The following is a 25185-nucleotide window of genomic DNA, read 5'->3' as shown; positions in this document are numbered from 1 at the left end:
AAGCAAAAGCCCGGCGGTCAGCCGCCGGGCGAGTCCTGGGTCACTATGGAGGCAGCGTGAAAGCATTGCAAGGCGTTGAAGGGCGCGTGGAATGGGCTGAACGCCCGGTTCCTGGCTGTGATGTGGGGCAGGTCCGCATTCGTGTGGCGGCAGCGGGTCTGAACCGCGCCGACCTGTTGCAGGCAGCGGGCCATTACCCGCCGCCGCCGGGTGCCAGCGACATCATCGGCCTCGAATGCTCCGGGGTGATCACCGAGGTGGGCGCGGGTGCGGCATGGCAGGTCGGTGACCGTGTCTGTGCGCTGCTGGCCGGCGGCGGCATGGCCGAGGAAGTGGTGGTGGATGCCGGCCACGTGCTGCCGGTTCCCGAGGGCCTCAGCCTGGCCGAAGGGGCCGCGCTGCCCGAGGTCTACGCCACCGCCTGGCTCAACCTGTTCCAGCTGGCGGGCCTCAAGCCCGGCGAGAAGGTGCTTCTGCATGCCGGTGCGAGTGGTGTCGGTTCCGCCGCCATCCAGCTGTGCAAGGCGTTCGGCAGCCCCGTCTGGGTCAGCGTCGGTTCCGCCGAGCGCCTGGCCTATTGCGAAAGCCTCGGCGCCCAGGGGGGCGTGTTGCGTGGCGAAGCGCTGGAGAGCCTGCGCGACTTCGCCCCCTTCGACGTCATCCTCGATCCTGTCGGTGGCAACTATGCGGCGCTGAACCTGGAGCTGCTGGCCCGCGACGGTCGCTGGGTCAACATCGGCCTCATGGGTGGGCGCCAGGCCGAGCTGGACATGGAGCTGGTGCTGGGCAAGCGCATCCAACTGATCGGCTCCACGCTGCGCAACCGCGACGACGCCTTCAAGGCCGACCTGCTGCGCGACCTGGGGCAGCACGCCTGGCCCCTGTTCGGCGAGGGCCGCCTGAAGCCCCAGCTGGAGCGCAGCTTCGCCGCCAAGGACGTGGAAGCGGCCTTCGCGGCCCTCGGCAGCAACCAGGTTTCCGGTAAAGTAGTCGTCCTGCTCGACGAGTCCCTGGCCTGATCCAGGCTCCCCTCGCTCCGGTAGCCGCGCGCAAGGCCGCGTGGCTACTGGGCTGTAGCGGCTTTCCAGGATCGATTTAGGAAAGCAATGATGGCGATGCCCTCAATCAATAAGCTCTTTACGGGCTGACCGCCTAGTATTCGTCGGGTAAATTCTTGACCCGAACTTCCAACCCCATAGATAGAGGACCACTCGATGTCTCTGATCAACACCGCAGTTCAACCTTTCAAGGTCAACGCTTTCCACAACGGCAAGTTCATCGAAGTCACCGAAGAATCCCTCAAGGGCAAGTGGTCGGTACTGATCTTCATGCCGGCAGCCTTCACCTTCAACTGCCCCACCGAGATCGAAGACGCCGCCAACAACTACGGCGAATTCCAGAAGGCCGGTACCGAGGTCTACATCGTGACCACCGACACCCACTTCTCCCACAAGGTGTGGCACGAGACTTCCCCGGCAGTCGGCAAGGCCCAGTTCCCGCTGATCGGTGACCCGACCCACCAACTGACCAACGCGTTCGGCGTGCACATCCCGGAAGAAGGCCTGGCCCTGCGCGGCACCTTCGTGATCAACCCGGAAGGCATCATCAAGACCGTTGAAATCCACTCCAACGAGATCGCCCGTGACGTCGGCGAAACCCTGCGCAAGCTGAAAGCTGCCCAGTACACCGCCGCCCACCCGGGCGAAGTCTGCCCGGCCAAGTGGAAGGAAGGCGAGAAGACCCTCGCTCCGTCCCTGGACCTGGTTGGCAAGATCTAAGCAGTACCCGCAGTACCTCCCCCCGGTGGTCGGCCCCAGGCCGGCCACCCTGCAAAAGCCCGAATCCGAGCGAGCAGGGCGGGCGCGCATGCGCTCGCCGCGGGGTCCCCTTTGCCCGAAACAAGCAGGAGCCGAATCATGTTGGACGCCAATCTTAAGACCCAGTTGAAGGCCTATCTGGAAAAGGTCACCCAGCCGTTCGAGATCGTCGCGTCCCTCGATGACAGCGACAAATCGAAGGAGCTGCGCGACCTGCTGCACGACATCGTCGGCCTGACCGACAAGATCACCCTGCGCGAAGACGGTGGCGATGCCCGCACGCCTTCCTTCTCGCTGCAGCGCCCCGGTGCGGATATCAGCCTGCGTTTCGCCGGCATCCCCATGGGCCACGAATTCACCTCCCTGGTCCTGGCGCTGCTGCAGGTCGGCGGCCACCCCTCCAAGCTCGAAGCCGACGTGATCGAGCAGGTCAAGGGCATCCAGGGCGAGTTCAACTTCGAAACCTACTTCTCGCTGTCCTGCCAGAACTGCCCGGACGTGGTCCAGGCGCTGAACCTCATGGCCGTGCTCAACCCCAACATCCGCCACGTCGCCATCGACGGCGCGCTGTTCCAGGATGAGGTCGAGCAACGCCAGATCATGTCGGTGCCGAGCATCTACCTGAATGGCGAACTGTTCAGCCAGGGCCGCATGGGCGTGGAGGAAATCCTCGCCAAGATCGACACCGGTGCCTCCGCCCGTGACGCCGAGAAACTCAATGCCAAGGACGCCTTCGACGTCCTGGTGATCGGCGGTGGCCCGGCCGGGGCTTCGGCTGCCATCTACGCCGCTCGCAAGGGCATCCGTACCGGCGTTGCGGCCGAGCGCTTCGGCGGCCAGGTGCTGGACACCATGGCCATCGAGAACTTCATCTCCGTGCAGGAGACCGAAGGCCCGAAACTGGCCCGCGCGCTGGAAGAGCACGTCAAGCAGTACGACGTCGACATCATGAACCTGCAGCGCGCCAGCCAGCTGATCCCGGCCAAGGCCGAAGGCGGCCTGCACGAAGTGAAGTTCGAGAGCGGAGCCAGCCTCAAGGCCAAGACCGTGATTCTCTCCACCGGTGCCCGCTGGCGCGAGATGAACGTGCCCGGCGAGCAGGAATACCGCGGCCGTGGCGTCGCCTACTGCCCGCACTGCGACGGCCCGCTGTTCAAGGGCAAGCGCGTGGCGGTGATCGGCGGTGGCAACTCCGGCGTGGAAGCGGCCATCGACCTGGCCGGCATCGTTGCCCACGTGACGCTGATCGAGTTCGACAGCCAACTGCGTGCCGACGCCGTGCTGCAGAAGAAACTGCGCAGCCTCTCCAACGTCGACATCGTCACCAGTGCACTGACCAGCGAAGTGAAGGGCGACGGCCAGAAGGTCACCGGCCTGACCTACAAGGACCGCAACTCCGACGAGTTCAAGGCCCTGGAACTGGAAGGCATCTTCGTGCAGATCGGCCTGCTGCCCAACAGCGACTGGCTCAAAGGCACCGTCGAGCTGAGCCAGCGTGGCGAGATCATCGTCGATGCTCGTGGCGAGACCTCGCTGCCCGGCGTGTTCGCCGCCGGTGACGTGACCACCGTGCCCTACAAGCAAATCGTCATCGCCGTGGGCGAAGGTGCCAAGGCCTCCCTGAGCGCCTTCGACCACCTGATCCGTAACAGCTGATCCACCCCGCTCCACGAAAAAGGCAGCCCTCGGGCTGCCTTTTTCAATGGAGCGCTTTCATCGGGGCTCCCGGGAAGAGCCAGCTGCCGTTCATTCTTCCCGCTTCAGGTACGCCACCGGCACCCGCGCTGTCAGCCATACGCCATTCTCCGCCTGGTGGAAGGCGAAACCGTCTTCGTGCATGGCGCGGGCGTCCACTTCCAGGATGACCGGCTCGCCATAGCGCTCGCCGACCTGGGTGGCCGTCTCACGGTCCGTGGAAAGGTGCACGTGGTGGCGCGAACCGGCGATCAGTCCCTTCTGCAGGATGCTGTCGAGAAAGCGGCTGGCGGTGCCGTGGAACAGCCGCTGCGGCGGTACCACCGTTTCGTACTGGCGCTGCACCGATGCGCTCGAATGGCCCTGCACGGCGCGGATGCGGCGGCCATCCTCGGAGAGTGCGAAGCGCTTCTTGTCGTTCCCGTCCACCACGCGGCGGATCGTCCTTTCGTCGAGGTCCTTGCCCGCGCGCACCGCCCCGGTGATCAGCGCCTCGACATCGGCCCAGCCCTCGCTGTCCAGCTGCAGGCCGATGGCCTCGGGCTTGTGCCTCAGCACAAAGCTGAGAAAGCGGCTGATCTCGACTTCCTGTGCATCGCTCATGGTCAGGCTCCTGCCTTCTGCGTGGTTGAGGGGGCGATTCTGCCACGGCGGCGTGGCCGACCAAATACCTCGAACCTTCGCCGCAGGCGTTCCTCACAACTCCTGACACCCATGGAAAAAGCGAGGTGGAACATGCCCGTCAAACATGACCTGAGCCAGGACATCGGAGTCGACGCCCGCGAGCTGGAGCGGCGCAAGCGCGAGGACCGCAAGCTGGTGCGCCTGATCGACGACTACGAATCGGCCGACCTCAAGCTGGTGGAGCTGGGTTCCAACGCTGGCCTCGGGGTCTCCGACGAAGCGCTGCACACCCTCAAGGCCGAGCGCCTGCTGGCCAAGGACCGCATCGTCCAGTACCTGAAATACGGCACCTGAGGAGGCACCCCATGATCGACAGCGACCCCAGCGTCACCGAAGACGGCGAACTGCCGGCGATCACCCCGGACGAGGAGGCGGAGATCGACGCCGAGGTGGAGCGCCTGCAGAAGCCCCGCGACCCCGAACCCGACCTGCGCCCGCGTCACCATGAACCGGAACTGCCCGGCGAGGGCGACAACACCGTGCCTTGAGCGTCATTCGGCCCGGTGGCAGCACACGCACAGCTTGTTGCCATCGGGATCGCGGAAATAGGCGCCGTAGTAGTCGGGGTGGTAGTGCGGACGCAGGCCGGGGGCGCCTTCGCAGCGTCCCCCGTTGGCCAGTGCCAGGGCGTGGCACTGGTCCACGCTGGCGCGATCCGGTGCCAGCAGCGCGACCATCTGGCCGTTGCCCACCGTCGCCGCTTCACCGTCGAACGGCGTACCCAGCACCAGCAGCGGGCGTGGCGCATCCGCCGGCATCCAGCCCGCCCAGGGTCGTGACGGGTCACAGAATTTCTGCGGCAGACCCAGTGCCTTCATCAGCGGCGTGTAGAACGCCAGGGCGCGGGAGAAATCATTGGTGCCGATGCAGACGTGAGACAGCATGAGGGGCTCTCCGGGCGGTTGGCGAGCGCCGATTATGCGCGTCCCCCTTTCGTGGAAACCAGCAGGCGCCTAGCATGTTCGCCCTCGCGCCCAGGCGCCGACGTTCATCGACAAGGAGTTCCCGTGAGCCTTCATATCCGCGAAGCCGTGCGCAGCGATGCCAGCCAGATCCTCGCCTTCATCACCGAGTTGGCCATCTATGAAAAGGCCGAACACGAGGTGGTCGCCACGGTGGCCGACATCGAACAGAGCCTGTTCGAAGGCGCGACCCCGGCCCACGCGCTGATCTGCGAACTGGATGGCCAGCCCATCGGCTTCGCCGTGTATTTCTACAGCTACTCCACCTGGCTGGGCCGCAAGGGCATGTACCTGGAAGACCTCTACGTCTCCCCGCAGCAACGCGGCGTGGGCGCCGGCAAGGCCCTGCTGCGCCACCTCGCGCGCCTGGCCTGCGACAGTGGCTGCGGCCGCCTGGAGTGGAGCGTGCTGGACTGGAACGAGCCGGCCATCCAGTTCTACCGCTCCATCGGCGCCAGCCCCCAGGACGAATGGGTGCGCTACCGCATGGCCGGGGACGAACTCAGGGCATTCGCCCACGGGGACCGTTGAGTCTTACCGCTCTACGGCAGTGGCGCGGCAAGGGTCAGCGCCATTCGAGGATCGGCCAGCCCGCCTGCTCGGCATGTTCGCGCAGGGCGGGGTCGGGGTTGACCACGCGGGGGTTGCTGACCAGCTTTAGCAGCGGCAGGTCGTTGCGCGAGTCGGAGTAGAAGTAGGCGCCGTCGAGGCTTTCGCCTTCGGCCGCCAGCCACTCGTGCAGGCGGGTGACCTTGCCTTCGCGGTAGGTGAGCACGCCACGGGTGTTGCCGCTGTAGTGGCCGTGCCGTTCCTCCAGGTCGATGGCCAGTACCTCGTCGATCTTCAACCGTGCGGCGATGGCGCTGACCAGGAAATGCGCCGAGGCGGAGATCACCAGGATGCGGTCGCCGGCCTCGCGGTGGCTGGCCAGGCAGCGGGTGGCGTCGCTGTGGAAGATCGGCTCGATCACGTCCTCGACGAAGGGCTCGACGACGAAGGCCACCTCCTCGGGCGTGCGACCCACCAGGGGCGACAGACTGAAGGCCATGTAGTCCTCCATCGCCAGCTTGCCTTCGGCGTAGAGCGCCATCAGTTCGTGGTCCTTCCTGACGAAGGATTCGCCGTCCACCCAGCCGATGGCGGCCATGTGCTCGCTCCACAGGCTCGCGCAGTCGCCGTCGATGAGGGTGTCGTCGAGGTCGAAGATCGCCAGGGTCATCACGCCACCTCCCGGATCGCGTTGTCGTCGATGGACAGGCCGATGCGCTGGCCCTTGCCGTGCAGGTCATCGGCGCTGCGGTTGAGCACGTCCACCACCAGTTCCACGCCCCGCGCCTCCACGCGATAGCGGATGACGTTGCCCAGCAGGCTGTGGCCGCGCACCTGTGCCTCGATGGCACCGTCGCTGCTCAGCGAGATGGCTTCCGGGCGTATGGCGATACGGCTGGCCACCGGGCGTGCCAGCAGCCGCGTCGCGTCTTCGGCTTCCAGCAGGTTGTAGTTGCCGATGAAGCCGGCGGCGAAGGCGTCCACCGGCGCGGTGTACAGCGTTTCGGCGTCGCCGCTCTGGACGATGCGTCCGGCGTTCATCAGGAAGATGCGGTCGGACAGGGTCAGCGCCTCCTCCTGGTCGTGGGTAACGAAGATGGTGGTCAGCCCCAGTTCCTGCTGGATGCTGCGGATCTGTTCGCGCAGGTGCTTGCGGATGCGAGCGTCCAGGGCCGAGAGCGGCTCGTCGAGCAGCAGCAGGCGCGGGCGGGTGACCAGGGAGCGGGCCAGGGCCACGCGCTGGCACTGGCCGCCGGAGAGCTGGTGCGGGTAGCGGTCGGCGTACCTGTCCAGCTCGACCATGGCCAGGGCTTCCTGCACGCGGCGGGCGCTGTCTTCCTTGCTGGTCTTCTGCATGCGCAGGCCGAAGGCGACGTTCTGCGCGGCGGTCATGTTGGGGAACAGCGCATAGCTCTGGAACACCATGCCGATGCCGCGCTTCTGCGGCGACAGCGGCACCAGGTCCTGGCCGTCGAGGAGGATCTGCCCGCCGTTGACTTCGGTGAGGCCGGCGATGCAGCGCAGCAGGGTGGACTTGCCGCAGCCGGAAGGGCCGAGCAGGGTGACGAACTCGCCCTTGCCGATCTCGCAGTCGATGTCGCTGAAGATGGGGGTCGAGCCGTAATGCTTGTGCAGGCCCTTGATGCTCAGGAAGCTCATGTCTTGTCCTTGTTCAGGCGGTTGGCTGCCCAGGTGAACAGCAGCACGAAGAAGAAGTAGGAGATCACCAGGGCGCTGTTGAAGTGGCCACTGCTGTTCTTCATGTTGTTCAGGTAGACCTGCAGGGTCTCGTAGCGCGTGCCCACCAGCAGGTTGGCGAAGACGAACTCGCCGAAGAGGAAGGAGAACGACAGGAACAGCGAGACCATCAGGCCCTTGCGCAGGTTGGGCAGCACCACCAGCAGCGCGGCCTTCCAGGTGCTGGCGCCGAGCAGGTGGGCAGCGTCCATCAAATCGCGCAGGTTGATCGCCTGGAGGTTGTTGGTGATGGCGCGGTACATGAACGGCAGGGCGACGGTGAAGTAGCAGCCGATCAGGATCCACGGCGTGCCGACCATGGCCAGCGGGCCCGAGCCATAGAGCTGCAGCAGGCCCACCGAGGACACCACCGGCGGCACCGCGAAGGGCAGCAGGATGAGGATGTTCATCAGCGCGTCCAGCTTCGGGAAGTGGTAGTGCACCACGAACAGCAGCGGCAGGATCAGCACCACCGACAGCGCCAGGGCGCCGAAGCACACCAGCAGCGACTGGCCGAAGGCGGTGAGGAAACGGGCGTCGCTCCACAGCGCCAGGTACCACTTGAAGGTCAGGCCGTCGGGCAGGATGGTCGCCGACCAGCTGGTGGACAGCGAGTACAGCAGGGTGCCGGCCAGCGGCAGCAGCAGGATCAGGAACAGCAGCCAGACCACGATGCGGTGGTAGAGGCTGGCGGCGGGGGCTTCAGCGCGCGACATGGTAGCTCCTCTTCAGCAGCCACTGGTGGACGATGGTGATCAGCGCCATCAGGCCCACCAGCACCATGGCCAGGGCGCTGGCGAGGTTGGGGTTCAGCGCGATGTCGCCGGCGACCATGGCGGCGATGCGGATCGGCAGCACGTTGAAGTTGCCGGTGGTCAGGGCGTAGACGGTGGCGTAGGCGCCCAGGGCATTGGCCAGCAGGATGATGAAGGTGCCCAGCAGTGCCGGGGTCAGCACCGGCAGGCCGATGTGCCGCCAGAAGTCCCAGGTGCTGGCTCCGAGCAGCGAGGCGGATTCGCGCCAGTCCTCGCGCAGGGCGTCGAAGGCGGGGTAGAGCAGCAGAACGCCGAGGGGGATCTGGAAATAGGTGTAGAGCACGATCAGGCCGGTCTTGGAGTAGAGGTTGAAGTCCTCGATCAGGCCGCTCTGCTTGAGCAGCAGGGTCAGCGCGCCGTTGAAGCCCAGCAGGATGATGAAGGCGAAGGCCAGGGGCACGCCGGCGAAGTTGCTGGTCATGTTGGAGAAGGCCATGACGAAGTCGCGCAGGCGGCTGTCCACCTGGCGCAGCGAGTAGCTGCCGAGGATGGCGATGAGGATGCCGATCAGGCTCGACCAGAAGGAGATCTGCAGGCTGTGCTTGATCGCCTGCAGGTAGAACTTCGAGGCGAACACCTTGGCGTAGTTGCCCAGGCCCCAGCCTTCGGGGCTGTTCAGGCTGTTGATCGCCACCCAGGCCAGCGGGGCGATCTGGAAGGCGACGAAGAAGAGGGCGAATGGCAGCAGGCACAGCAGGGCCAGCCATTTGCCGCGGTTGGCTGAATTCACTTCAACAGCTCCCGGCAGAAGGGTTTGTCGTGGGGCACGCCGAGCAGTTCGCAGAGGGTGCCGCAGAGCTCGGTCTGTATCGGTTGCGCGCCGGCATCGAGGCTGAAGGCGTCACCGAGGACGAACAGCGGCACCTCGCGCTCCTCCGGCAGCAGGCCGTTGTGGGAGCGGTCGGCGTTCATGCCGTGGTCGGCGGTCACCAGCACCTGGTAGCCGGCGTCGAGCCAGCGTTGCAGGTACTCGGCGAGGATCACGTCGGCCATGCGCGCGGCATTGCGGTATTGCGGGGTGTCGAGGCCGTGCTTGTGGCCGGCGTCGTCGATGTTCATCGGGTGCACCAGCAGCAGGTCCGGCGCGTGGCGCAGGCGCAGGCTCTCGGCGTCGGCGAACAGGTGCGCGTCCGGGTAGTGGTCCGCCCAGTAGAAGTGGCCGTGCTGGATGGGCAGCTCGGGGGCATCGGTGTGGCGGTCGCGGGCGGGGTCGAAGGGGGTGCGGTTGTACAGCTCGCTGACCCAGTGGTACGCGGCGGCGGCGGTGCTGCGGCCGGCAGCGCGGGCGTAGTGGAAGACGCTGCGCTGGTTGGACAGGCGCGAGACATCGTTGTGCACGATGCCGCTGTCGATGGGCGGCACCCCGGTGAGGATGCATTCGTAGAGCGGGCGGGACAGCGCGGGCAGCTCGCATTCGAGCCGGTAGTAGGCGGCCCGGCCGGCGGCGCAGTAAGCGTGCAGGTGGCCCATCGCGTGGCGGGCGACGCTGTGGCCGAGGCCGTCGAGCAGGACCAGTATGGCTTTTCGGTTCATGGGCGGGCCCCGGAAGCGACGAGGCGCCGGCAGAGGCCGGCGCCCGGTTTTCGCTCGTTATTCCATGTTGATGATGACGTTTTCCTGCCACAGGCCCGGCAGGGCCTTGGAGGTTTCTTCCCAGGCCTTGGCGTCCTTGATCGGCTTGACCTTGGCGTACTGCTCGTTGGGCAGCAGCTTGGCCTGCACCTCGGCCGGCAGGGTCAGGTGCTCGGCGCGGATCGGACGGGCGTTGCCCTTGGCCAGGTTGATCTGGCCGGCGTCGCTGAAGATGTATTCGCGGGCCAGCTTGGCGGCGTTCGGGTGCTTGGCGTACTTGTTGATGATGGTGGTGTAGCCGGAGATCACCGAACCGTCGGAGGGGATCAGCACCTCGAAGCGGCTGGGGTCGATCTGGTCGCGGTAGGACAGGCCGTTGAAGTCCCAGACGATGCCGACTTCCACTTCGCCCTTCTCCAGGGTCTGGATGGTCGGGTTGGACAGGGACAGGCGGCCCTGCTCGGCGATCTTGGCGAAGAGATCCAGGCCCGGCTGGATGTTCTTCTCGTCACCGCCCTTGGCGATGGCGGCGGCGAGGACGCCGTTGACCGCCTGGGCGGCGGCGCTGACGTCACCGATGGCGACCTTGTACTTGCCTTTCTCCAGGTCGGCCCAGGATTTCGGCGGCTCCTTCACCAGTTGCTTGTTGATGATGAAGGCGATGGAGCCGGTATAGGCGAGGGCCCAGTGGCCGTCCTTGTCCTTGGCCCATTCCGGGACCTGCTCCCAGGTGCTCGGCTTGTAGGGCTGGGTGACGCCCTGCTGGGTGGCGATGGGGCCGAAGGCCGCGCCGACGTCGCCGATGTCGGCGGTGGCGTTGTCCTTCTCGGCCGCGAACTTGGCGATTTCCTGCGCCGAGCTCATGTCGGTGTCCATGTGCTTGAGGCCGTACTTCTTCTCCAGGTCGACCCAGGTGTCCTTCCAGTTCGCCCAGCTGTCGGGCATGCCCACGCTGTTCACCGCGCCTTCCTTGCGGGCGGCCTCCTCGAGGGTCTTGAGCGCAGCGTCATCCGCCATGGCCTGGGTGCTCAGGGCCAGGGTGGTTCCAATCAGTGAAGCCAGCAGCAGGCGTTTCATATGAAGCTCCTTAGCAGGGTTGGGTATTGGTCTAGATCAGCAACAACCAGGCCAATCTAAAGGCCCTAGATGACGGTTTGATTGCACCGCGCGATGCCGCGGGCCCCGTTCTTCCGGCGACAGCAAGCGTAGACCATGGCCGGCGGTCCGATGTGGCGGGCGTCACAAGGGAGCGCTGGCATGCGGCATGCAAGTCAGGCGTGCTGTCACGGGACAGTCATCTAGGCTGCATAGCATGGTCACACCACCGCCAGCGTCGCACTTTTATGGTGCTGGTCTATTCCAGATTGGAGTCTTTCGATGCGCGATGAGGCGCCCCGTACCGTTACCGCCATCTGCCGCGCACTGCAGGAGCAGATCGAGCACGGCCTGCTGCCGCTGGGTGGCAAGCTGCCGGCCGAACGCAAGTTGAGCGAGCTGTTCGACACCACCCGTATCACCCTGCGCGAGGCGCTCGGCCAGTTGGAGGCGCAGGGGCTGATTTACCGCGAGGAGCGTCGTGGCTGGTTCGTCTCGCCGCCTCGGGTGGCCTACAACCCGCTGATCCGCAGCCACTTCCACGCCATGGTCGGCGAACAGGGCCGGGTGCCGGCCACCGAAGTGCTGAGCGCGCGGCTGATGCCGGCCACGGTGGAAATCTGCGAGCTGCTGGAGCTGCCGGCGCTGTCGAGCGTCTACCAGATCCGCCGCGCCCGGCGCATCGACGGGCGCCTGGTGCTCTATGTCGAGCACTACCTCAACCCGCAGTACTTCCCCGGCATCCTCGATTTCGACCTGACCCGCTCATTGACCGACCTCTATGGCAGCGAGTACGGCATCCGCTACGGCCGCGTGCGCTTCGACATGGTGCCGACGGCGCTGCACCCGGAAGCCGCCTCGACCCTGAAGGTCGCCCCCGGCAGCCCGGCGCTGCGCATCACCCGCGTCAACCGCGACCAGCACGGTCGCCTGATCGACTGCGACCTGGAGTTCTGGCGGCACGATGCGATTCACGTGAGCGTGGAGGTGCCGGAGTGAGGGCAGCTACAAGCGGCAAGCTTCAAGCTGCAAGTGGTGGAGCGAAGGGGGAGCTGTATGAGTAGCCCGGGCTTCAGCCCGGGAACTGGAGGGAAGGGCGGGCCTGCGGCCCGCTGGGCGAATGAGTTCGCCCCTGCACGATCGTTCTTGCCGCTTGAGGCTTGTCGCTTGCGGCTGCTTCTAAGCGTAATTCTCAGGCGCGAGCCTGCGCTCGACCAGCTCGATGAGGATGTGCACCACCTTGATGTGCAGCTCCTGCACGCGGTCGGCGAAGTCGCCGCCGGGGGCGCAGATGCATACGTCGGCGAGCGCTTCCAGGGCGGAGCCCGGTTTGCCGGTGAGGGCGATGACCTTCACCCCGAGCGCCTTGGCGGCTTCGGCGGCCTTGATCACGTTGGGGCTCCTGCCGCTGGTGCTGAAGGCCAGCAGCATGTCGCCTTCGCGGCCGTGGGACTCGATGTAGCGCGAGAAGATGTGGTCGTAGCCGAAGTCGTTGGCCACGCAGCTGATATGGCTGGCATCGCTGATGGAGATGGCGGCGATGCCCGGGCGGTTCCTGCGGTAGCGCCCGGTCAGTTCCTCGGCGAAATGCATGGCGTCGCACATGGAGCCGCCATTGCCGCAGGAGAAGGCCTTGCCCTTGTTCTCGAAGCTTTTCACCAGCAGTTCCGCCGCGCGCTCGATGCTGCGCAGGGCCTGCTCGTTGGCGATGAAGTTGTCCAGCGCCGACCGGGCTTCCTCGAGGCTGTTGCGGATGTGGCTGAGCATGCGGCTGTCTCCGTTCAAGGCAGGTCGTGGCTGGAGTAGAAGGCGGCCAGCACCTTCACCAGGTGGGCGAGGTCATGGCTGCCGGCCAGTTCGCGGATGGAGTGCATGGCGAAGGTCGGCAGGCCGATGTCAACGGTGCGCACGCCCAGCTGGCTGGCGGTGATCGGGCCGATGGTGGAGCCGCATCCCATGTCGCTGCGGGTGACGAAGCTCTGCACCGGCACTTCGTTTTCCAGGCACAGGTGGCGGAAGAAGCCGGCGGTCTCGCTGTTGGTGGCGTAGCGCTGGTTGCTGTTGATCTTGATCACCGGGCCGGCGTTGAGCTTGGGCCCGTGATTGCCGTCGTGCTTGTCGGCGTAGTTCGGGTGCACGCCGTGGGCGTTGTCGGCGGAAACCAGCAGCGAGCGCTGGACGATGCGGGTGAAGGTGTCGCCTTCGGGCATCAGGCGGCGCAGGACCTGCTCCAGGAACGGGCCGTCGGCGCCACAGGCGGAGCAGGAGCCCACTTCCTCGTGGTCGGTGCAGACCAGCACGCAGCTCTCGTCGCCCTCGGCGGCCAGCAGGGCCTGCAGGCCGGCGTAGCAGGAGAGCAGGTTGTCCAGGCGCGCCCCGGCGATGAAGTCGCCGCCGAGGCCGATCACGGCGGCGCTCTGGGTGTCGTAGAAGCTCAGTTCATAGTCCAGCACCGCATCCGCGTTGACGCCGTGTTCCAGCGTCAGTTGCTCGGCCAGCAGGTCGCGGAATTCGCGGGTCTCGCCGGTGGCCAACTGGGCCAGGATCGGCGGCAGTTCGGTCTGCGCGTTGATGGCCCAGCCCTGGTTGGCCTCACGGTTGAGGTGGATGGCCAGGTTGGGGATCACGGCGATGGGCGCCTGGAAATCCACCAGCTGGCTTTCCACCTTGCCGGCGGCGCGGTAGGTGACGCGGCCCGCGAGCGAGAGGTCGCGGTCGAACCAGGGGGCCAGCAGGGCTCCGCCATAGACTTCGACGCCCAGCTGCCAGAAGCCCTGGCGATGCAGTTCGGGGTTGGGTTTCACGCGCAGGCCGGGGCTGTCGGTGTGGGCACCGACCAGGCGCAGGCCGCCGTCGAGCATCGGGCGCTTGCCGAGGCGGACGGCGATCAGCGAGGAATCGTTGCGGGTCACGTAGTAGCGCCCACCGGCCTCGGCGCGCCAGGCGTCGCGCTCGTCGAGGTGCACATAGCCCGCGGCTTCCAGGCGCTGGGCCAGGCTGCGGGTGGCGTGGAACGGGGTGGGAGAGGCCTTGAGGAAATCGATCAGGCCCTGGTTCAACTCTTCGCGCATATCGGACTCCAGGCGGCAGTGGGCCGGAGTTTATCGCATCGGGCTCGGTGATTAGGAGGCGCAGGCCGGCGAATTTTCACTAAGGCGGCCATAGTGCCGGCCGGGTGAGGTCTCAAGGGTGCCGCGCGACCACCGAGAACAGGTGCCAGCGCTTGGTGCGTCCCCGGGCGGTGGAGCCTTCACGGTCGATCACCTCGAAGTGCAGCAGCTCCCAGCCGGTGAACAGGCCGCGTACCTCGTCATCGCCGAGGATGCTGAGTTCCGGGCCAGCCCATTCGTCCCGCTCTCCGAAGAAATTGCCGCAGAACAGGCCGCCGCCCGCGAGGGCGCCATCGATGCGCTGCCACAGGGCGGGGAAGTGGTCGGGGTGGCAGAAGGGCAGGGCGAAGGCGCTGTTGATGATGTCCGCTGGCGGCAGTTCGCACTCCTCGAAGCGGGCGCAGAGCGCCTGCAGGCGCGGCAGTTGCTCGGACGTCACCTGGCCGAGCAGGCGTTCGATGGCTTCGGGGGCGCGGTCGATGGCCAGAACTTCCCAGCCACGACGGAGCATTTCCAGGGTGTCGCGACCGGCGCCGCAGCCCAGGTCGATGCCGCGCGTGCCCGGGCGGCCAAGGGCTTCGATCGCCATCAGCAGGGCCGGCCAGGGCGGGGCGCCCTGGGTGCGGTCGTAGTAGAGGCTGTCGGTCATCGCCTCAGAACGGCGCCGGGCATTCGAAGCGCAGGCGCTCGCCGGTCACCGGGTGGCTGAAGGCGAGCATGCTGGCGTGCAGGCACAGGCGCTCGTGGGCCGCCAGCGCTTCTTCGTGGGCGTAGAGGCGATCGCCCAGCAACGGATGGCCGATGGAGAGCATGTGCACGCGCAACTGGTGGGAGCGGCCGGTGATGGGGGTCAGCTCGACGCGGCAGTGGTTGCCGCAACGCTCCAGCACGCGCCAGAAGGTCAGGGCGTGGCGGCCCTGCTCGTGGTCGACGACGTGGCGCGGCTTGGTCGGCGGGTCGTAGCGCAGGGGCAGTTCGATACGGCCGCTGTCCTGTTCGGGCTGGCCCCAGCAGAGCGCGGTGTAGGCCTTCTCGGTCTCGCGGTCGTGGAACTGGCGGGACAGCTCGCGGTGGCTGTCGGGATTGCGGGCCAGGAGGATGATGCCCGAGGTTTCCCAGTCCAGGCGGTGGACGATGAGGGCTTCCGGGTAGCCGTTCTCCTGCAGGCGGGTGATCAGGCAGTCCTTGTTGTCATCGGCGCGGCCCGGCACGGAAAGCAGCAGGGTCGGCTTGTTGATGACCAGGAAGGCCGGATCCTGGTGGAGTATCTGGATCTGCGAGAGGGGCATGGGTCTGTTCCGGAAATGACGACGGCGGCCGAGGCCGCCGTCTGGCACCGCAACCCGATCAGCGATCGGGCAGGGTGATGTTCAACTCGAGGATGGAGCAGTTGCCCTGGTCCTCGAGCATGACCTGGACCTGGTCCTGGTCGATGTTGACGTACTTGCGGATCACCTCGACCAGTTCCTTCTGCAGGGCCGGGAGGTAGTCCGGCTGGCTGCGCTGGCCGCGCTCGTGGGCGACGATGATCTGGAGTCGTTCTTTAGCGATCGAAGCGCTGTTCTGCTTCTTCCGCTCGCGAAAGAAGTCAAGAATATTCATTCACGGCCTCCAAAAAGGCGTTGCAAGAGTCCTTTCTTCTGAACGTCGAGGAACCGGTGGGGCAGTTCCTTGCCGAGCAGGCGATCGACAGCATCGCTGTACGCCTGGCCGGCGTCGCTCTGCTCGTCGAGGATGACCGGAACCCCCTGGTTGGATGCCTTGAGCACCGCCTGGGATTCCGGGATGACACCGAGCAGGTGGATGGCGAGGATTTCCTCGACGTCCTCGACACCGAGCATTTCGCCCTTGGTGACGCGCTCCGGGTTGTAGCGGGTGAGCAGCAAGCGCTCCTTGATCGGGTCCTCGCCCTTCTCGGCGCGGCGCGACTTGCTGGCCAGCAGGCCGAGCATGCGGTCGGAGTCGCGTACCGAGGAGACTTCCGGGTTGGTCACGACGATCGCCTCATCGGCGTAGTACATGGCCAGGTGGGCACCTTTCTCGATGCCGGCGGGGGAGTCGCAGACGACGTATTCGAAGTTCTGCGCCAGTTCTTCGATGACCTTGCCGACGCCTTCGAGGGTCAGCGCATCCTTGTCGCGGGTCTGGCTGGCGGCCAGGACGTAGAGGTTCTCGAGGCGCTTGTCCTTGATCAGGGCCTGGGTCAGGGTCGCTTCGCCGTTGATGACGTTGACGAAGTCGTACACCACGCGGCGTTCGCAGCCCATGATGAGGTCGAGATTACGCAGGCCGACGTCGAAGTCGACGATGACGGTTTTGTGCCCGCGCAGAGCGAGGCCGGTGCCGATGGCGGCGCTGGTGGTGGTTTTGCCCACGCCACCCTTGCCGGACGTGACAACGAGGATCTTGGCCAAGGTGATTCACCCCAAATAATAAGAAAATCGGGAACTTGCAGGCCTTTGATCGGCCGTCCTGGCTCCCGTTCAGGTCCCTGAAAATTCGCGGCAGTATCCGTTAAAGACGGGTGATGTTCAACACGTCTCCCGACAGGCTGACCTGCACCGAATGCCCCCAGAGCGGCTCGCGGCGGAGGTCTTCGGCGACCTTGTACTGGCCGGCCACCGAGACCAGTTCGGCGGCCAGTTGCTGGCAGAAGATCCGGGCCTTGGTGTCGCCCTTGATGCCGGCCAGCGCCCTGCCGCGCATGGGACCGTACACATGGATGTTGCCGTCGGCGAGAAGTTCCGCGCCGGGGCTCACGGGGGCGACCACCACCAGGTCGCCGCCGGGGGCGTAGATCTGCTGGCCGCCGCGCACCGGCGTGGTCACCACCTTGGTCGGGCGGCTCACGGGTTCGGCGGGTTTTTCAGGGGCCTTCTCGACTTTCTTCGCGCCCGGCTCCACCGGGTCGATGACCCGCTCGCGGGCACCCGAGGGCGGCAGCACGGGGATGTCGAGGGCGTTGGCGGCGGCGATGTCCTGGTCGCGGTTGGCGCGGATGGCCAGGGTGCGCAGGCCGTGCCGGCGGCAGACGTCGAGGAGGGCGACGAGGTCCAGTTGGCCTTCACTGGCCGGCAGCTTGTCCAGGGCCATCACCAGCGGGGTGTTCTGGAAGAAGTTGGGGGCCTGGGCGACCTTTTCGGCCAGTTGCCGGTCGAGGCGTTCGAGGTCGTTGTGCGCCAGTTCCATCACGGTGATGGCGAGCATGCTGCCCTTGAGCTGGAACACGGGATCTTGGTCGAGGAGGTCAGCTTGGCTCATGGTCGTTCTGCAGGGTCTGGTGGGCAGGACTTATAGCGAGATCGCCGGGCCGTCGCAAGAAGCGCGGCCCGGGATGGGCGCCGGCCGACGGCTAATTCTGTAGAATGCCGGCCTTTGCCCATACAGCCCTACGGACCCACCGATGCAACGTCCCCGCTTCCGCGCTGCCTTTCTCCACCCGCGCTTCTGGCCCCTGTGGCTGGGCCTGGCGGTGCTGTGGCTGATCGTCCAGCTGCCGTACCCCGTCCTGTTGCGACTGGGTCGGGTCCTGGGCGCGTCGATGCAGCGGGTCGCCGGTTCGCGTCGCCACATCGTCCGGCGCAACCTGGAGCTGTGTTTCCCCGCGTTGTCCGTCGCCGAGCGCGAGCGCCTGCTCAGGGAGAACTTCGCCTCCACCGGCATCGCCTTCTTCGAGATGGCCATGAGCTGGTGGTGGCCGGCCGCGCGCTTGCGCAAGCTCGCCCATATAGAAGGCCTGGAGCACTTGCGCCAGGCCCAGGCGGAAGGCCAGGGCGTGATCCTCATGGCACTGCACTTCACCACCCTGGAGATCGGCGCCGCGCTGCTCGGCCAGGTGCACACCATCGACGGCATGTACCGCGAGCACAAGAACCCGCTGTTCGACTTCGTCCAGCGCCAGGGACGCGAGCGCCACAACCTCGACGCCACGGCCATCGAGCGCGAGGACGTGCGCGCCATGCTCAAGGTGCTGCGCGCCGGGCGCGCCATCTGGTATGCGCCGGACCAGGACTACGGCCGCAAGCAGAGCCTGTTCGTGCCGCTGTTCGGCATCACCGCCGCCACCGTCACCGCCACCACCAAGTTCGCCCGCCTGGGTCGCGCGCGGGTGCTGCCCTTCACCCAGGAGCGCCTGGCCGACGGCTACCGTCTGGTGATCCACCCGCCGCTGGCCGATTTCCCCGGCGAAAGCGAGGAAGCCGATTGCCTGCGCATCAACCAGTGGATCGAGCAGGCGGTGAGCCGCCTGCCCGAGCAGTACCTCTGGGCCCATCGCCGCTTCAAGACCCGGCCGGAAGGCGAGCCGAAGCTCTACTGAGCAGCGCCGCCTGCACCCGGGCCCTATACTCGCGAAAAACCTCGGAAGCCCTCCATGAGTGAACTCGCCGCAGCCAAGCCCGTGACCGGTCTCATCCTCTCGGGCGGCGGTGCGCGAGCGGCTTACCAGGTGGGCGTGCTGGCGGCCATCGCCGACCTGCTGCCCGATGCCATGCACAACCCCTTCCCGGTGATCGTCGGCACCTCCGCCGGCGCCATCAACGCCGTTGGCCTGGCCTGCGGCGCCCTGCATTTCAGCGAGGCGATCCGCCGCCTCACCGCCGTCTGGCAAGGCTTCCACACCCACCAGGTGTACCGCAGCGACTGGCCCGGTGTGCTGCGCCAGAGCGCGCGCTTCCTCGGTCACAGCCTGCTGGGGATGAACCGCCACGCGCCGGTGGCGCTGCTGGACAACAGCCCCCTGCGCGGCCTGCTCGAGCGTGAGCTGGACTTCACCGGCATCGCCGCCGCCGTGCGCCTGCGCCAGCTGCGGGCGGTGGCGGTGACCGCTTTCGGCTACGAGTCCGGCCAGGCGGTGACCTTCTACCAGGGCCGTGCCACCATCGACCCCTGGTTCCGTCATCGCCGCGTCGGCGTGCCGACCCGCCTGGGCCTGGACCACCTGCTGGCCAGCGCCGCCATCCCGCTGATCTTCCCGCCGGTGCGGATCAACCGCGAATACTTCGGCGACGGCGCGGTGCGCCAGTCGGCGCCCATCAGCCCGGCGCTGCACCTGGGCGCCAATCGCATCCTGGTGGTGGGGGTGAGCGGCAACCCGCGGGTGGGCAACGTCAACGATGGCGTGGTCCGTGCCAGCACCGGCAACCCGCCGAGCCTGGCGCAGATCGGCGGGCACATGCTCAACAGCACCTTCATCGACAACCTGGAAAGCGACATCGAGCTGCTCGAGCGCATCAACCAGCTGAGCCAGGCGATCCCCGCCGGGCAGCGCCCGCGCAACCTCGGCTTGAAGCCCGTGGACGTGCTGGTGATTTCGCCGAGCCGGCCGCTGGACACCATCGCCGCGCGCCATCGACGGGAAATGCCTCGGGCGATCCGCACCTTCCTGCGTGGGCCGGGGGCGACCAAGGCCAGCGGCGCCGGGGTGATCAGCTACCTGCTGTTCGAGCCCGGCTACTGCAACGAGCTGATCGAGCTGGGCTACCAGGACGCCATGGCGCAGAAGGCCGACCTGCAGGCGTTCCTCGGCCTGGGAGCCGCGTCTGTGTTGCCGGCGCCGGTGACCTACTAGCCCGCGAGACGACCGTCGCGGTAATCGCGCAGGGCCTGTTCGATCTCCTCGCGGGTGTTCATCACGAAGGGGCCGTACTGCACGATGGGTTCCCCCAGCGGGCGGCCGGCGAGCAGCAGCACCCGGGCGCCCCCGGCGCTGGCCAGTTCCACTGCACCCTGTTCGGACAGGCGCACCAGGCGACCCTTGGGCACCGGGTTGCCGTTGACGTGCACCTCGCCCTCGTAGACGTAGAGCATCACCCGCAAGCCATCCGCCAGGCGCGGGGCCACGCGCCCACCGTCCTGCAATTGCAGGTCGAAGAGTTGCGGTTCGGTGTGCGGGCGTTGCACGGCGCCGTCCTGCTGCACCTCGCCGTCGTCGAAGCGCCCGGCGATCACCAGCGCATCGACGCCGCCCGAGGTGCGCAGCCGCGGGATCTCGCCCGGGGCGAAGTCGCGGTAGCCCGGGTCACCCAGCTTGTCCTTGCCCGGCAGGTTGAGCCAGATCTGGAAGCCGCGCATCACGCCTTGCTCCTGCTCCGGCATCTCGCTGTGGATGATGCCGCGCGCGGCGGTCATCCATTGCACGCCACCGTTTTCCAGCAGGCCGACGTTGCCCAGGTGATCTTCGTGGCGCATGCGCCCCTCGATCATGTAGGTGATGGTCTCGAAGCCCCGGTGGGGGTGGGGCGGGAAGCCGGCGACGTAGTCGTCCGGGTTGGCCGAGCCGAATTCGTCGAGCATCAGGAAGGGGTCGAAGCGCGGGATGCCCTGTTCGGCGAAGACGCGGATCAGGTTGACCCCGGCGCCATCGGAAGCCGGTTGGCCGGGGCGTTGTTCGATGATCTGGCGGTAGGTGCTCATGGGGCCTCCTTGGAAATGGATGGCGCGATGCTAATCCAAGGAATCGGATGGATGGTGCGTGATTTTGCGTACTTCTGATCGAATTGCTGGATGGGTTTGGCGCCGCAGGCCAGGTTCCGGGGCCTGCGGCGCCATTCTTACTCGGCGATCTGCAGCTTGCGTGACTCGGTGTAGACGTAGCGGATCTTCTCGTACTCGAAGGGCGAGTTGAGCTGGCCGTAGCGGAAGTTCGTGGTGTAGCGCTTGTCCACGATGCGCAGGGCGGTGATCTCCGGGTGGTCGCTGCTGACTTCGGGGACGTTGAGGAAGTTGATCTGGTTGTCCGCCACGTAGTCGACCACCAGGCCCGTGGTGTCGCGCAGGTTGGAGGGGCCGAGGATCGGCAGCATCAGGTAGGGACCGCCGCCGACGCCGTAGAAGCCCAGGGTCTGGCCGAAGTCCTCGTTCTGCTTGGGCAGGCCCATCAGGGTCGCCGGGTCCCACAGCCCGGCGACACCGATGGTGGTGTTGAGCAGCAGGCGCCCGGTGACCTCCATCGAGCGCTGGCCCTTGAACTGCAACAGGCTGTTGAGCAGGTTGGGCACGTCTCCGAGGTTGCTGAAGAAGTTGCTCACGCCGCTGCGCACGAAGCCGGGGGTGACGTAGGTGTAGCCGCGCACCACGGGCAGGAACACCCATTGGTCGAAGCGGTAGTTGAAGTGGTACACGCGCCGGTTCCAGGACTCCAGCGGGTCGTACACCTCCAGGGCATCGAAGGTGGAGCGCTCGAATTCGCGCTGGTCGAGCCCGGGGTTGAACTGCAGCCGCTGGAGCGGCTCGGTGAAGCCGTCCGGCTCCTGGCGCTCATCGGCGAGAAGAGGGGCGCTGGCCAGCAGCAGGGCGAGGAGGAGGGCGTGCTTAGCCACGGAAGAACTCCAGCATGGCGTCGCTGTTGACGCGGTAGTTGAGGTTGCCGCAATGGCCGCCCAGGGGGTAGACGGTCAGGCGGTCGCCGAAGGTGCGACGCAGGAAGCCCAGGTCGCCGGGGCCGAGGATGACGTCGTCGGCGTTGTGCATGACGGCGATCTTCCTGCTCTGCTTCAGGTAGTCCTCCAGCGCGTACAGGCTCACCTGGTTGATCAGCTGGGTCAGGCTGCCGCCGTCGAAGCGGGCGCGCCAGAAGGGGATCAGCTGCTCGGTGATGTAGCAGTCGAAGTCGCACTGCAAGGCGCGCTTGAAGAAGGGCGTGAGGCTCGTGCCCTCGGTGATCGGCAGCTTGACCGGGGTGATCAGGCCGCGGCGGTTGATCAGGTCCGAGGTGAAGGCGATGTCCGAGGAGGAGAAGCGGAAGGAGGTGCCGATCAGCATCGCCATCTGCTCGTCCGAGAGCTTCTGCTTGGATTGCTGGAAGTCATAGAGCAGGGCGTCGTTGAGGTCGACGTAGCCGCGCTGCTGGAAGTAGCGGGTCAGCTTGCCCAGCACCACCTGGTAGAAGGTGGTGTTGTCGTCGATGCCCTTGACCCGCGTCTGCACCAGGCGGTCGAGGTTGCTGATGGAGGTGTACAGGTTCACCGGCGGGTTGAGCAGCAGCACGCGCTTGAAGTTGAAGCTGCGGCGGGTCTCGTCGAGCTTGCTGACGAAGGCGGCGTTGAGGGCGCCGAGGCTGTAGCCGGTGAGGTGGTACTCGGTGACCGGCAGCTTCGGATGCTGGGCGCGCACGGCCTGCATCACCCGGTAGAGGTCGTCGGCGTCCTCGTTGGAGAGGCCCGGCGTGGCGAAGCGCGAGGCGGCGGCCATGAAGTCGTAGCTGGTGGGCGAGGACAGCTGCACCACGTGGAAGCCGGCGCCGTAGAACAGCCGCTTCAGGTACTCGGTCAGGGTGCTGGAGTAGTGCGCACCGGTGCCGGCGATGATGAAGATCAGCGGGGCGGGGTGATCCTGCTGGGCCAGGCGGTAGCGCAGGGTCTTCACCGGCCAGAAGTTGTCCGGCAGCTTGAACTCGCGCTCCGGGCGCAGCTTGAGGTCGTAGTCGGCCTGGTCGATGTCGTCATCGGCGGGCAGGTCCGGACGCAGCTCAGGCGGGGTGGTGGCGATGGTGGCTTCGAACGGGTTGGTCAGCGGGAAGCCATAGCCGGCGGCCTCTATATCGGCCGCCCACAGCGGGGCACTCAGTAGCAGGCTGCCCAGGAAGGCAGCGAAGCGGAAACGGAGCATGAGGTTCAAGTCCCTTTGCAGGAAGTCGGGCTGAGGGGATACCGATGCTATGACAAGTGCGGGCTCGCCAAAGTGCCGCGAGGGAAGGCGAAATGCCTTCACCCGTGGCGCCGGACAGCATGCACCCGGCGCAACGGCGGGTCCAGATGTCTTGTTAGCGCCGTTTACAGACTTTGTCTTGCATAAGGCGAGCGTGCGTTTATCCTTGGCGCCGCTTTCAATTCTTCGGAGAGAACCATGTCACGCCGTCTGCCCCTGATCATCCTGCTGGTGGTCCTGTCGCTCTGGCTGGCGGCCAGCTATGGCCTGCGCTACGCACTCATGGAGGACGGCCAGTGGGTCGGCCTGTGCGCCGAGAACGCCCAGCGCTGGGAGTGCGAACTGCGCGCCGGCCTCGGCCTGCTGATCCACTTCCGCGTCATCGCCTGGAGCGCCCTGGTGCTGTCGCTGATCGCCTTCTTCGTGCCCGGCCGTGCCGGCTGGGGCCTGGGTGTGGCCGCCATGCTCTTCGCCTTGCCGGCCCTGGTCCTCTACAGCGCCAGCCTCGGCGTGTTCGCCATCGTCATCGCCGCCCTGCGCCTGGTGCGCGCCCCGCGTGGTGGGCTGAGCATCGCCTGAGTGCCGGGTGGGGAATGAAAAGGACGCTGCGGCGTCCTTTTTTTCGCCTGCGCTTTCGCAGGTTGGCGCCGAGCGTAGCGAGGCCCGACGATGCACAGCCCAACCTTGCCATGTTGGGTTTCGTACCTCAGCCCAACCTGCATCCCCGGTGGGAGCGAATTCATTCGCGAAAGGCCGTGCCCGCTGCATCGCGGTTGAAACCGCTCCCACGGAGGCGAATCGGTTGTCGTGGGCAATAAAAAAGGGATGCCGAGGCATCCCTTTTTCGTTGCACCTGTCCTAGCGGCCGAGGCGCAGGCTGCGGATCAGGGCGAGGGTCAGCAGCAGGGCGGTAGCGGCCCAGCCGATCGCCTGGATGTTGCCCAGGGTCTCCTCGACCAGCTGCGGGATGATGCCCAGGCCGACGAACAGCGCCAGCAGGGCGATCTCGCGGCGCGGCGCCTTCACCGGGCGGCACAGGTAGACCACCGCCGGCAGCAGCAGCGCGGCGCTGGGGAAGCTGCGGTAGCGGGCGTCGAACACCAGGGCCAGCATCAGCACGGCACCGGCGAAGCCGGCGGCGCACAGCCACCAGGCGGCGCGGGCGTCGAGCCAGGCGAACAGGCGGCCACGGGCGCCTTCGCGGGTCGACAGGGCCAGGGCGCCATGGGCCAGCACCACCAGGTTGAGGCCGACGATGAAGGCCGCCCAGGCCCACTCCCCGGCGAAGCGAGCGGTGATGCGCGCCAGTTCCGCCCACATGCCGATGCAACCGGCGCCGAGCGCGGCCAGCAGCGGCAGCAGGAAGGCGGCACGGCTGGAGGCGGGGCGCCCGGCCAGCGCCAGGGTGAAGACGAAGATGAGCCCGCTGACGCCCAGCCACAGCGGCCAGTTCGGCAGGTTGGAGACGGGGCCGGCGAGCACGCCCTTCTCCGTGCGGTCGGCGCTGAACAGGCCCCAGTAGCCGCCGACGGCGCCTTCGCTCTCGCGCTTCCAGGGCTGGTCGAAGGCTTCGATCAGGTTGTAGCGCCAGCCGTTTTCCTCGGCCATGTGCACGAAGCCACGGATGAACAGCGCCTCGTTGACGCGGCTGGGCAGGGCGGTCTCGCGCTGGCGGCCTTCGCTGGGCCAGCCGGTCTCGCCGATCATGATGTCCTTGGGGGCGAAGCGCTTGCCGAACTCCTCGCGGATGTCCCGCACGTGTGCCAGTGCCTCGTCGATGCCGGCCGGGTCGTCTTCCCAGTAGGGCAGCAGGTGGATGGTGAGGAAGTCCACGGCCGGGGCGACCTCGGGGTGCTTGAGCCAGAACTCCCACACGTCCGCATAGGTGACCGGCTGCTTGACCTGGGCCTTCACCTGGCCGATCAGCCTGGCCAGCTGGGCGCCGGTGACTTCCTTGCGCAGCAGGGTCTCGTTGCCGACGATCACCGCCTCGACCACGTCGGGGTTGGCGTTGGCGGCCTTGATCAACGCATCGATTTCCTTGCCGGTGTCCACCGGGTTGCCGTTGACCCAGGCGCCGAGCATCAGCTTCAGGCCGTGCTTGCGGGCCAGCTCCGGGATGGCCTCGAGGCCGGTCATGGAGTAGGTGCGCACGCAATGGAAGCGGGTGGCGAGCAGTTCCAGGTCCGCGTCCATGCGCTCTGGGCGCAGCACGAAGGGCTGGTCGAAGGGCGACTGGTCCTTGTCGAACGGGCTGTAGGAGGCGCACTGCAGCTTGTGCGTCGGGGTCGCCGCGTCGGGCAGGATCACCGGCTTGCCCTGGCCGTACCAGAGGGCGGCGAGCAGCAACAGGGCGGCGATCGAGGCGAGCAGGTAGGGCAGAACGGGGAATCGGCTGGTCGGGCTCATTGGGCTAGGTGCGCGTGGCGGCAAAGCCGCGCATCTTAGCGGATTCAAGGCTTAGGTAGGAATGCGCTGACCCCCTGTGAACTGGTTTCAGCGC

At 66.7% G+C, this 25185-nt stretch carries 29 protein-coding genes; 10 read left to right on the top strand and 19 right to left on the bottom strand.

Translation table 11 applies throughout. The features are described from left to right. Window positions 1–56 precede the first annotated feature (56 nt). From WFQ67_RS04360 to ahpF, 3 genes are all read left to right on the top strand, one after another. The gene (locus tag WFQ67_RS04360; RefSeq protein ID WP_337056255.1) at window positions 57–1019 is read left to right on the top strand and encodes an NAD(P)H-quinone oxidoreductase; all 963 of its coding nucleotides are present in this window, start codon (window positions 57–59) and stop codon (window positions 1017–1019) included. A gap of 195 nt (window positions 1020–1214) precedes the next feature. Further along, window positions 1215–1778, top strand: a complete 564-nt coding sequence (ahpC, locus tag WFQ67_RS04355) for an alkyl hydroperoxide reductase subunit C (protein ID WP_021221309.1) — start codon at window positions 1215–1217, stop codon at window positions 1776–1778. A gap of 138 nt (window positions 1779–1916) precedes the next feature. Next, a complete protein-coding gene (ahpF, locus tag WFQ67_RS04350; RefSeq protein WP_263150759.1) occupies window positions 1917–3473 on the top strand; it encodes an alkyl hydroperoxide reductase subunit F in 1557 nt (518 codons plus the stop codon). 90 nt (window positions 3474–3563) lie between these two features. On the opposite strand, the gene WFQ67_RS04345 is transcribed toward ahpF, so the two are convergent. Beyond that, window positions 3564–4115: an RNA 2'-phosphotransferase gene (locus WFQ67_RS04345; protein ID WP_213625818.1), complete on the bottom strand. Its 552-nt coding sequence runs from the start codon at window positions 4113–4115 to the stop codon at window positions 3564–3566. A 132-nt stretch (window positions 4116–4247) separates the two neighbouring features. Here WFQ67_RS04345 and WFQ67_RS04340 point away from each other — a divergent pair, with 132 nt between their 5' ends. Both WFQ67_RS04340 and WFQ67_RS04335 read left to right on the top strand, forming a co-directional pair. Next, a complete protein-coding gene (locus tag WFQ67_RS04340) occupies window positions 4248–4490 on the top strand; it encodes a DUF465 domain-containing protein (protein WP_213625817.1) in 243 nt (80 codons plus the stop codon). Window positions 4491–4501: 11 nt separating this feature from the next. Further along, window positions 4502–4684: a hypothetical protein gene (locus WFQ67_RS04335; protein WP_337056254.1), complete on the top strand. Its 183-nt coding sequence runs from the start codon at window positions 4502–4504 to the stop codon at window positions 4682–4684. A gap of 3 nt (window positions 4685–4687) precedes the next feature. On the opposite strand, the gene WFQ67_RS04330 is transcribed toward WFQ67_RS04335, so the two are convergent. After that, window positions 4688–5080: a VOC family protein gene (locus tag WFQ67_RS04330; RefSeq protein WP_213625816.1), complete on the bottom strand. Its 393-nt coding sequence runs from the start codon at window positions 5078–5080 to the stop codon at window positions 4688–4690. Between the two features lie 123 nt (window positions 5081–5203). Between WFQ67_RS04330 and WFQ67_RS04325 the strand changes: the two genes are divergently transcribed. Next, a complete protein-coding gene (locus tag WFQ67_RS04325; RefSeq protein WP_173171992.1) occupies window positions 5204–5689 on the top strand; it encodes a GNAT family N-acetyltransferase in 486 nt (161 codons plus the stop codon). A 34-nt stretch (window positions 5690–5723) separates the two neighbouring features. On the opposite strand, the gene WFQ67_RS04320 is transcribed toward WFQ67_RS04325, so the two are convergent. The 6 genes from WFQ67_RS04320 to WFQ67_RS04295 are packed head-to-tail and all read right to left on the bottom strand — an operon-like array spanning window position 5724 to window position 10908. Next, a complete protein-coding gene (locus WFQ67_RS04320; RefSeq protein ID WP_213625814.1) occupies window positions 5724–6377 on the bottom strand; it encodes an HAD family hydrolase in 654 nt (217 codons plus the stop codon). Beyond that, the gene (locus WFQ67_RS04315; protein ID WP_213625813.1) at window positions 6377–7366 is read right to left on the bottom strand and encodes an ABC transporter ATP-binding protein; all 990 of its coding nucleotides are present in this window, start codon (window positions 7364–7366) and stop codon (window positions 6377–6379) included. The genes WFQ67_RS04320 and WFQ67_RS04315 overlap by 1 nt, the downstream gene beginning before the upstream one ends. Next, the gene (locus WFQ67_RS04310; protein WP_213625812.1) at window positions 7363–8160 is read right to left on the bottom strand and encodes an ABC transporter permease; all 798 of its coding nucleotides are present in this window, start codon (window positions 8158–8160) and stop codon (window positions 7363–7365) included. The genes WFQ67_RS04315 and WFQ67_RS04310 overlap by 4 nt, the downstream gene beginning before the upstream one ends. Then, window positions 8147–8989 carry an ABC transporter permease gene (locus WFQ67_RS04305; RefSeq protein WP_173172000.1) on the bottom strand — a complete coding sequence of 281 codons (843 nt, stop codon included), beginning with the start codon at window positions 8987–8989 and terminating at the stop codon, window positions 8147–8149. The genes WFQ67_RS04310 and WFQ67_RS04305 overlap by 14 nt, the downstream gene beginning before the upstream one ends. Then, entirely contained in the window at window positions 8986–9792 is an 807-nt protein-coding gene (locus WFQ67_RS04300) for an alkaline phosphatase family protein (protein WP_213625811.1), read from the bottom strand. The genes WFQ67_RS04305 and WFQ67_RS04300 overlap by 4 nt, the downstream gene beginning before the upstream one ends. 57 nt (window positions 9793–9849) lie before the next feature. Next, window positions 9850–10908, bottom strand: a complete 1059-nt coding sequence (locus tag WFQ67_RS04295; protein ID WP_111260464.1) for an ABC transporter substrate-binding protein — start codon at window positions 10906–10908, stop codon at window positions 9850–9852. Between the two features lie 300 nt (window positions 10909–11208). Here WFQ67_RS04295 and WFQ67_RS04290 point away from each other — a divergent pair, with 300 nt between their 5' ends. Continuing rightward, window positions 11209–11925: a UTRA domain-containing protein gene (locus WFQ67_RS04290; protein ID WP_263150747.1), complete on the top strand. Its 717-nt coding sequence runs from the start codon at window positions 11209–11211 to the stop codon at window positions 11923–11925. Window positions 11926–12105: 180 nt separating this feature from the next. Here the strand turns inward: WFQ67_RS04290 and lpcA are convergent, their stop codons facing one another. The 7 genes from lpcA to minC all read right to left on the bottom strand — a co-directional run bounded on the left by lpcA (window position 12106) and on the right by minC (window position 17297). Next, on the bottom strand, window positions 12106–12693 hold the full coding sequence (gene lpcA / locus WFQ67_RS04285; RefSeq protein ID WP_337056253.1) for a D-sedoheptulose 7-phosphate isomerase: 588 nt from the start codon (window positions 12691–12693) through the stop codon (window positions 12106–12108). Between the two features lie 14 nt (window positions 12694–12707). Next, window positions 12708–13997: a M18 family aminopeptidase gene (locus tag WFQ67_RS04280; protein WP_213625808.1), complete on the bottom strand. Its 1290-nt coding sequence runs from the start codon at window positions 13995–13997 to the stop codon at window positions 12708–12710. Window positions 13998–14109: 112 nt separating this feature from the next. Then, complete coding sequence (locus tag WFQ67_RS04275) at window positions 14110–14685, bottom strand: class I SAM-dependent methyltransferase (RefSeq protein WP_337056252.1); 576 nt, start codon at window positions 14683–14685, stop codon at window positions 14110–14112. A gap of 4 nt (window positions 14686–14689) precedes the next feature. Continuing rightward, on the bottom strand, window positions 14690–15325 hold the full coding sequence (locus tag WFQ67_RS04270) for an RluA family pseudouridine synthase (RefSeq protein WP_173172012.1): 636 nt from the start codon (window positions 15323–15325) through the stop codon (window positions 14690–14692). 58 nt (window positions 15326–15383) lie between these two features. Beyond that, on the bottom strand, window positions 15384–15638 hold the full coding sequence (gene minE, locus WFQ67_RS04265) for a cell division topological specificity factor MinE (protein ID WP_069559735.1): 255 nt from the start codon (window positions 15636–15638) through the stop codon (window positions 15384–15386). Further along, the gene (gene minD / locus WFQ67_RS04260) at window positions 15635–16450 is read right to left on the bottom strand and encodes a septum site-determining protein MinD (protein WP_111260470.1); all 816 of its coding nucleotides are present in this window, start codon (window positions 16448–16450) and stop codon (window positions 15635–15637) included. The genes minE and minD overlap by 4 nt, the downstream gene beginning before the upstream one ends. A gap of 100 nt (window positions 16451–16550) precedes the next feature. Beyond that, a complete protein-coding gene (gene minC, locus WFQ67_RS04255; protein WP_111260471.1) occupies window positions 16551–17297 on the bottom strand; it encodes a septum site-determining protein MinC in 747 nt (248 codons plus the stop codon). Window positions 17298–17439: 142 nt separating this feature from the next. Between minC and WFQ67_RS04250 the strand changes: the two genes are divergently transcribed. Together WFQ67_RS04250 and WFQ67_RS04245 are read left to right on the top strand one after the other, a co-directional pair. Next, window positions 17440–18354, top strand: coding sequence for a lipid A biosynthesis lauroyl acyltransferase (locus WFQ67_RS04250; RefSeq protein ID WP_337056251.1), 915 nt, complete (start codon window positions 17440–17442; stop codon window positions 18352–18354). Window positions 18355–18408: 54 nt separating this feature from the next. Continuing rightward, window positions 18409–19605, top strand: coding sequence for a patatin-like phospholipase family protein (locus tag WFQ67_RS04245; RefSeq protein WP_213625805.1), 1197 nt, complete (start codon window positions 18409–18411; stop codon window positions 19603–19605). Here the strand turns inward: WFQ67_RS04245 and WFQ67_RS04240 are convergent. The 3 genes from WFQ67_RS04240 to WFQ67_RS04230 all read right to left on the bottom strand — a co-directional run bounded on the left by WFQ67_RS04240 (window position 19602) and on the right by WFQ67_RS04230 (window position 22643). Then, the gene (locus tag WFQ67_RS04240) at window positions 19602–20450 is read right to left on the bottom strand and encodes a pirin family protein (protein WP_337056250.1); all 849 of its coding nucleotides are present in this window, start codon (window positions 20448–20450) and stop codon (window positions 19602–19604) included. The two genes, WFQ67_RS04245 and WFQ67_RS04240, sit on opposite strands and share 4 nt — an antisense overlap. Window positions 20451–20587: 137 nt before the next feature. Beyond that, window positions 20588–21355, bottom strand: a complete 768-nt coding sequence (locus WFQ67_RS04235; protein ID WP_442969569.1) for an MlaA family lipoprotein — start codon at window positions 21353–21355, stop codon at window positions 20588–20590. Beyond that, the gene (locus tag WFQ67_RS04230; protein WP_173172023.1) at window positions 21348–22643 is read right to left on the bottom strand and encodes a serine/threonine protein kinase; all 1296 of its coding nucleotides are present in this window, start codon (window positions 22641–22643) and stop codon (window positions 21348–21350) included. The genes WFQ67_RS04235 and WFQ67_RS04230 overlap by 8 nt, the downstream gene beginning before the upstream one ends. Before the next feature lie 237 nt (window positions 22644–22880). On the opposite strand from WFQ67_RS04230, the gene WFQ67_RS04225 reads away from it, so the two are divergent. Then, window positions 22881–23261 carry a hypothetical protein gene (locus WFQ67_RS04225; RefSeq protein WP_111260477.1) on the top strand — a complete coding sequence of 127 codons (381 nt, stop codon included), beginning with the start codon at window positions 22881–22883 and terminating at the stop codon, window positions 23259–23261. Window positions 23262–23540: 279 nt separating this feature from the next. Here the strand turns inward: WFQ67_RS04225 and WFQ67_RS04220 are convergent, their stop codons facing one another. Then, window positions 23541–25091 (bottom strand): glycoside hydrolase family 17 protein, encoded by a 1551-nt coding sequence (locus WFQ67_RS04220; RefSeq protein ID WP_173172025.1) that lies wholly within the window; start codon window positions 25089–25091, stop codon window positions 23541–23543. Window positions 25092–25185 lie beyond the last annotated feature (94 nt).

It is taken from the genome of Pseudomonas sp. USHLN015 (assembly GCF_037153275.1).
Lineage (GTDB): Bacteria > Pseudomonadota > Gammaproteobacteria > Pseudomonadales > Pseudomonadaceae > Metapseudomonas > Metapseudomonas tohonis.
Note: the sequence above shows the minus strand (reverse complement) of the source record. Positions and strands in the feature narration are given on the sequence as shown.

Excerpts from the sequence above, each read along its gene's own strand:
- WFQ67_RS04220 (WP_173172025.1), bottom strand. The coding sequence starts at position 25,091 with ATGAGCCCGACCAGCCGATTCCCCGTTCTGCCCTACCTGCTCGCCTCG.
- ahpF (WP_263150759.1), top strand. The coding sequence starts at position 1,917 with ATGTTGGACGCCAATCTTAAGACCCAGTTGAAGGCCTATCTGGAAAAG.
- minE (WP_069559735.1), bottom strand. The coding sequence starts at position 15,638 with ATGAATATTCTTGACTTCTTTCGCGAGCGGAAGAAGCAGAACAGCGCT.
- WFQ67_RS04295 (WP_111260464.1), bottom strand. The coding sequence starts at position 10,908 with ATGAAACGCCTGCTGCTGGCTTCACTGATTGGAACCACCCTGGCCCTG.
- WFQ67_RS04320 (WP_213625814.1), bottom strand. The coding sequence starts at position 6,377 with ATGACCCTGGCGATCTTCGACCTCGACGACACCCTCATCGACGGCGAC.
- WFQ67_RS04310 (WP_213625812.1), bottom strand. The coding sequence starts at position 8,160 with ATGTCGCGCGCTGAAGCCCCCGCCGCCAGCCTCTACCACCGCATCGTG.
- WFQ67_RS04335 (WP_337056254.1), top strand. The coding sequence starts at position 4,502 with ATGATCGACAGCGACCCCAGCGTCACCGAAGACGGCGAACTGCCGGCG.
- WFQ67_RS04230 (WP_173172023.1), bottom strand. The coding sequence starts at position 22,643 with ATGCTCCGTTTCCGCTTCGCTGCCTTCCTGGGCAGCCTGCTACTGAGT.
- WFQ67_RS04280 (WP_213625808.1), bottom strand. The coding sequence starts at position 13,997 with ATGCGCGAAGAGTTGAACCAGGGCCTGATCGATTTCCTCAAGGCCTCT.
- WFQ67_RS04275 (WP_337056252.1), bottom strand. The coding sequence starts at position 14,685 with ATGACCGACAGCCTCTACTACGACCGCACCCAGGGCGCCCCGCCCTGG.
- ahpC (WP_021221309.1), top strand. The coding sequence starts at position 1,215 with ATGTCTCTGATCAACACCGCAGTTCAACCTTTCAAGGTCAACGCTTTC.
- WFQ67_RS04270 (WP_173172012.1), bottom strand. The coding sequence starts at position 15,325 with ATGCCCCTCTCGCAGATCCAGATACTCCACCAGGATCCGGCCTTCCTG.
- WFQ67_RS04250 (WP_337056251.1), top strand. The coding sequence starts at position 17,440 with ATGCAACGTCCCCGCTTCCGCGCTGCCTTTCTCCACCCGCGCTTCTGG.
- WFQ67_RS04300 (WP_213625811.1), bottom strand. The coding sequence starts at position 9,792 with ATGAACCGAAAAGCCATACTGGTCCTGCTCGACGGCCTCGGCCACAGC.
- WFQ67_RS04330 (WP_213625816.1), bottom strand. The coding sequence starts at position 5,080 with ATGCTGTCTCACGTCTGCATCGGCACCAATGATTTCTCCCGCGCCCTG.
- WFQ67_RS04240 (WP_337056250.1), bottom strand. The coding sequence starts at position 20,450 with ATGAGCACCTACCGCCAGATCATCGAACAACGCCCCGGCCAACCGGCT.
- WFQ67_RS04345 (WP_213625818.1), bottom strand. The coding sequence starts at position 4,115 with ATGAGCGATGCACAGGAAGTCGAGATCAGCCGCTTTCTCAGCTTTGTG.
- WFQ67_RS04225 (WP_111260477.1), top strand. The coding sequence starts at position 22,881 with ATGTCACGCCGTCTGCCCCTGATCATCCTGCTGGTGGTCCTGTCGCTC.
- lpcA (WP_337056253.1), bottom strand. The coding sequence starts at position 12,693 with ATGCTCAGCCACATCCGCAACAGCCTCGAGGAAGCCCGGTCGGCGCTG.
- WFQ67_RS04340 (WP_213625817.1), top strand. The coding sequence starts at position 4,248 with ATGCCCGTCAAACATGACCTGAGCCAGGACATCGGAGTCGACGCCCGC.
- WFQ67_RS04245 (WP_213625805.1), top strand. The coding sequence starts at position 18,409 with ATGAGTGAACTCGCCGCAGCCAAGCCCGTGACCGGTCTCATCCTCTCG.
- minC (WP_111260471.1), bottom strand. The coding sequence starts at position 17,297 with ATGAGCCAAGCTGACCTCCTCGACCAAGATCCCGTGTTCCAGCTCAAG.
- WFQ67_RS04315 (WP_213625813.1), bottom strand. The coding sequence starts at position 7,366 with ATGAGCTTCCTGAGCATCAAGGGCCTGCACAAGCATTACGGCTCGACC.
- WFQ67_RS04290 (WP_263150747.1), top strand. The coding sequence starts at position 11,209 with ATGCGCGATGAGGCGCCCCGTACCGTTACCGCCATCTGCCGCGCACTG.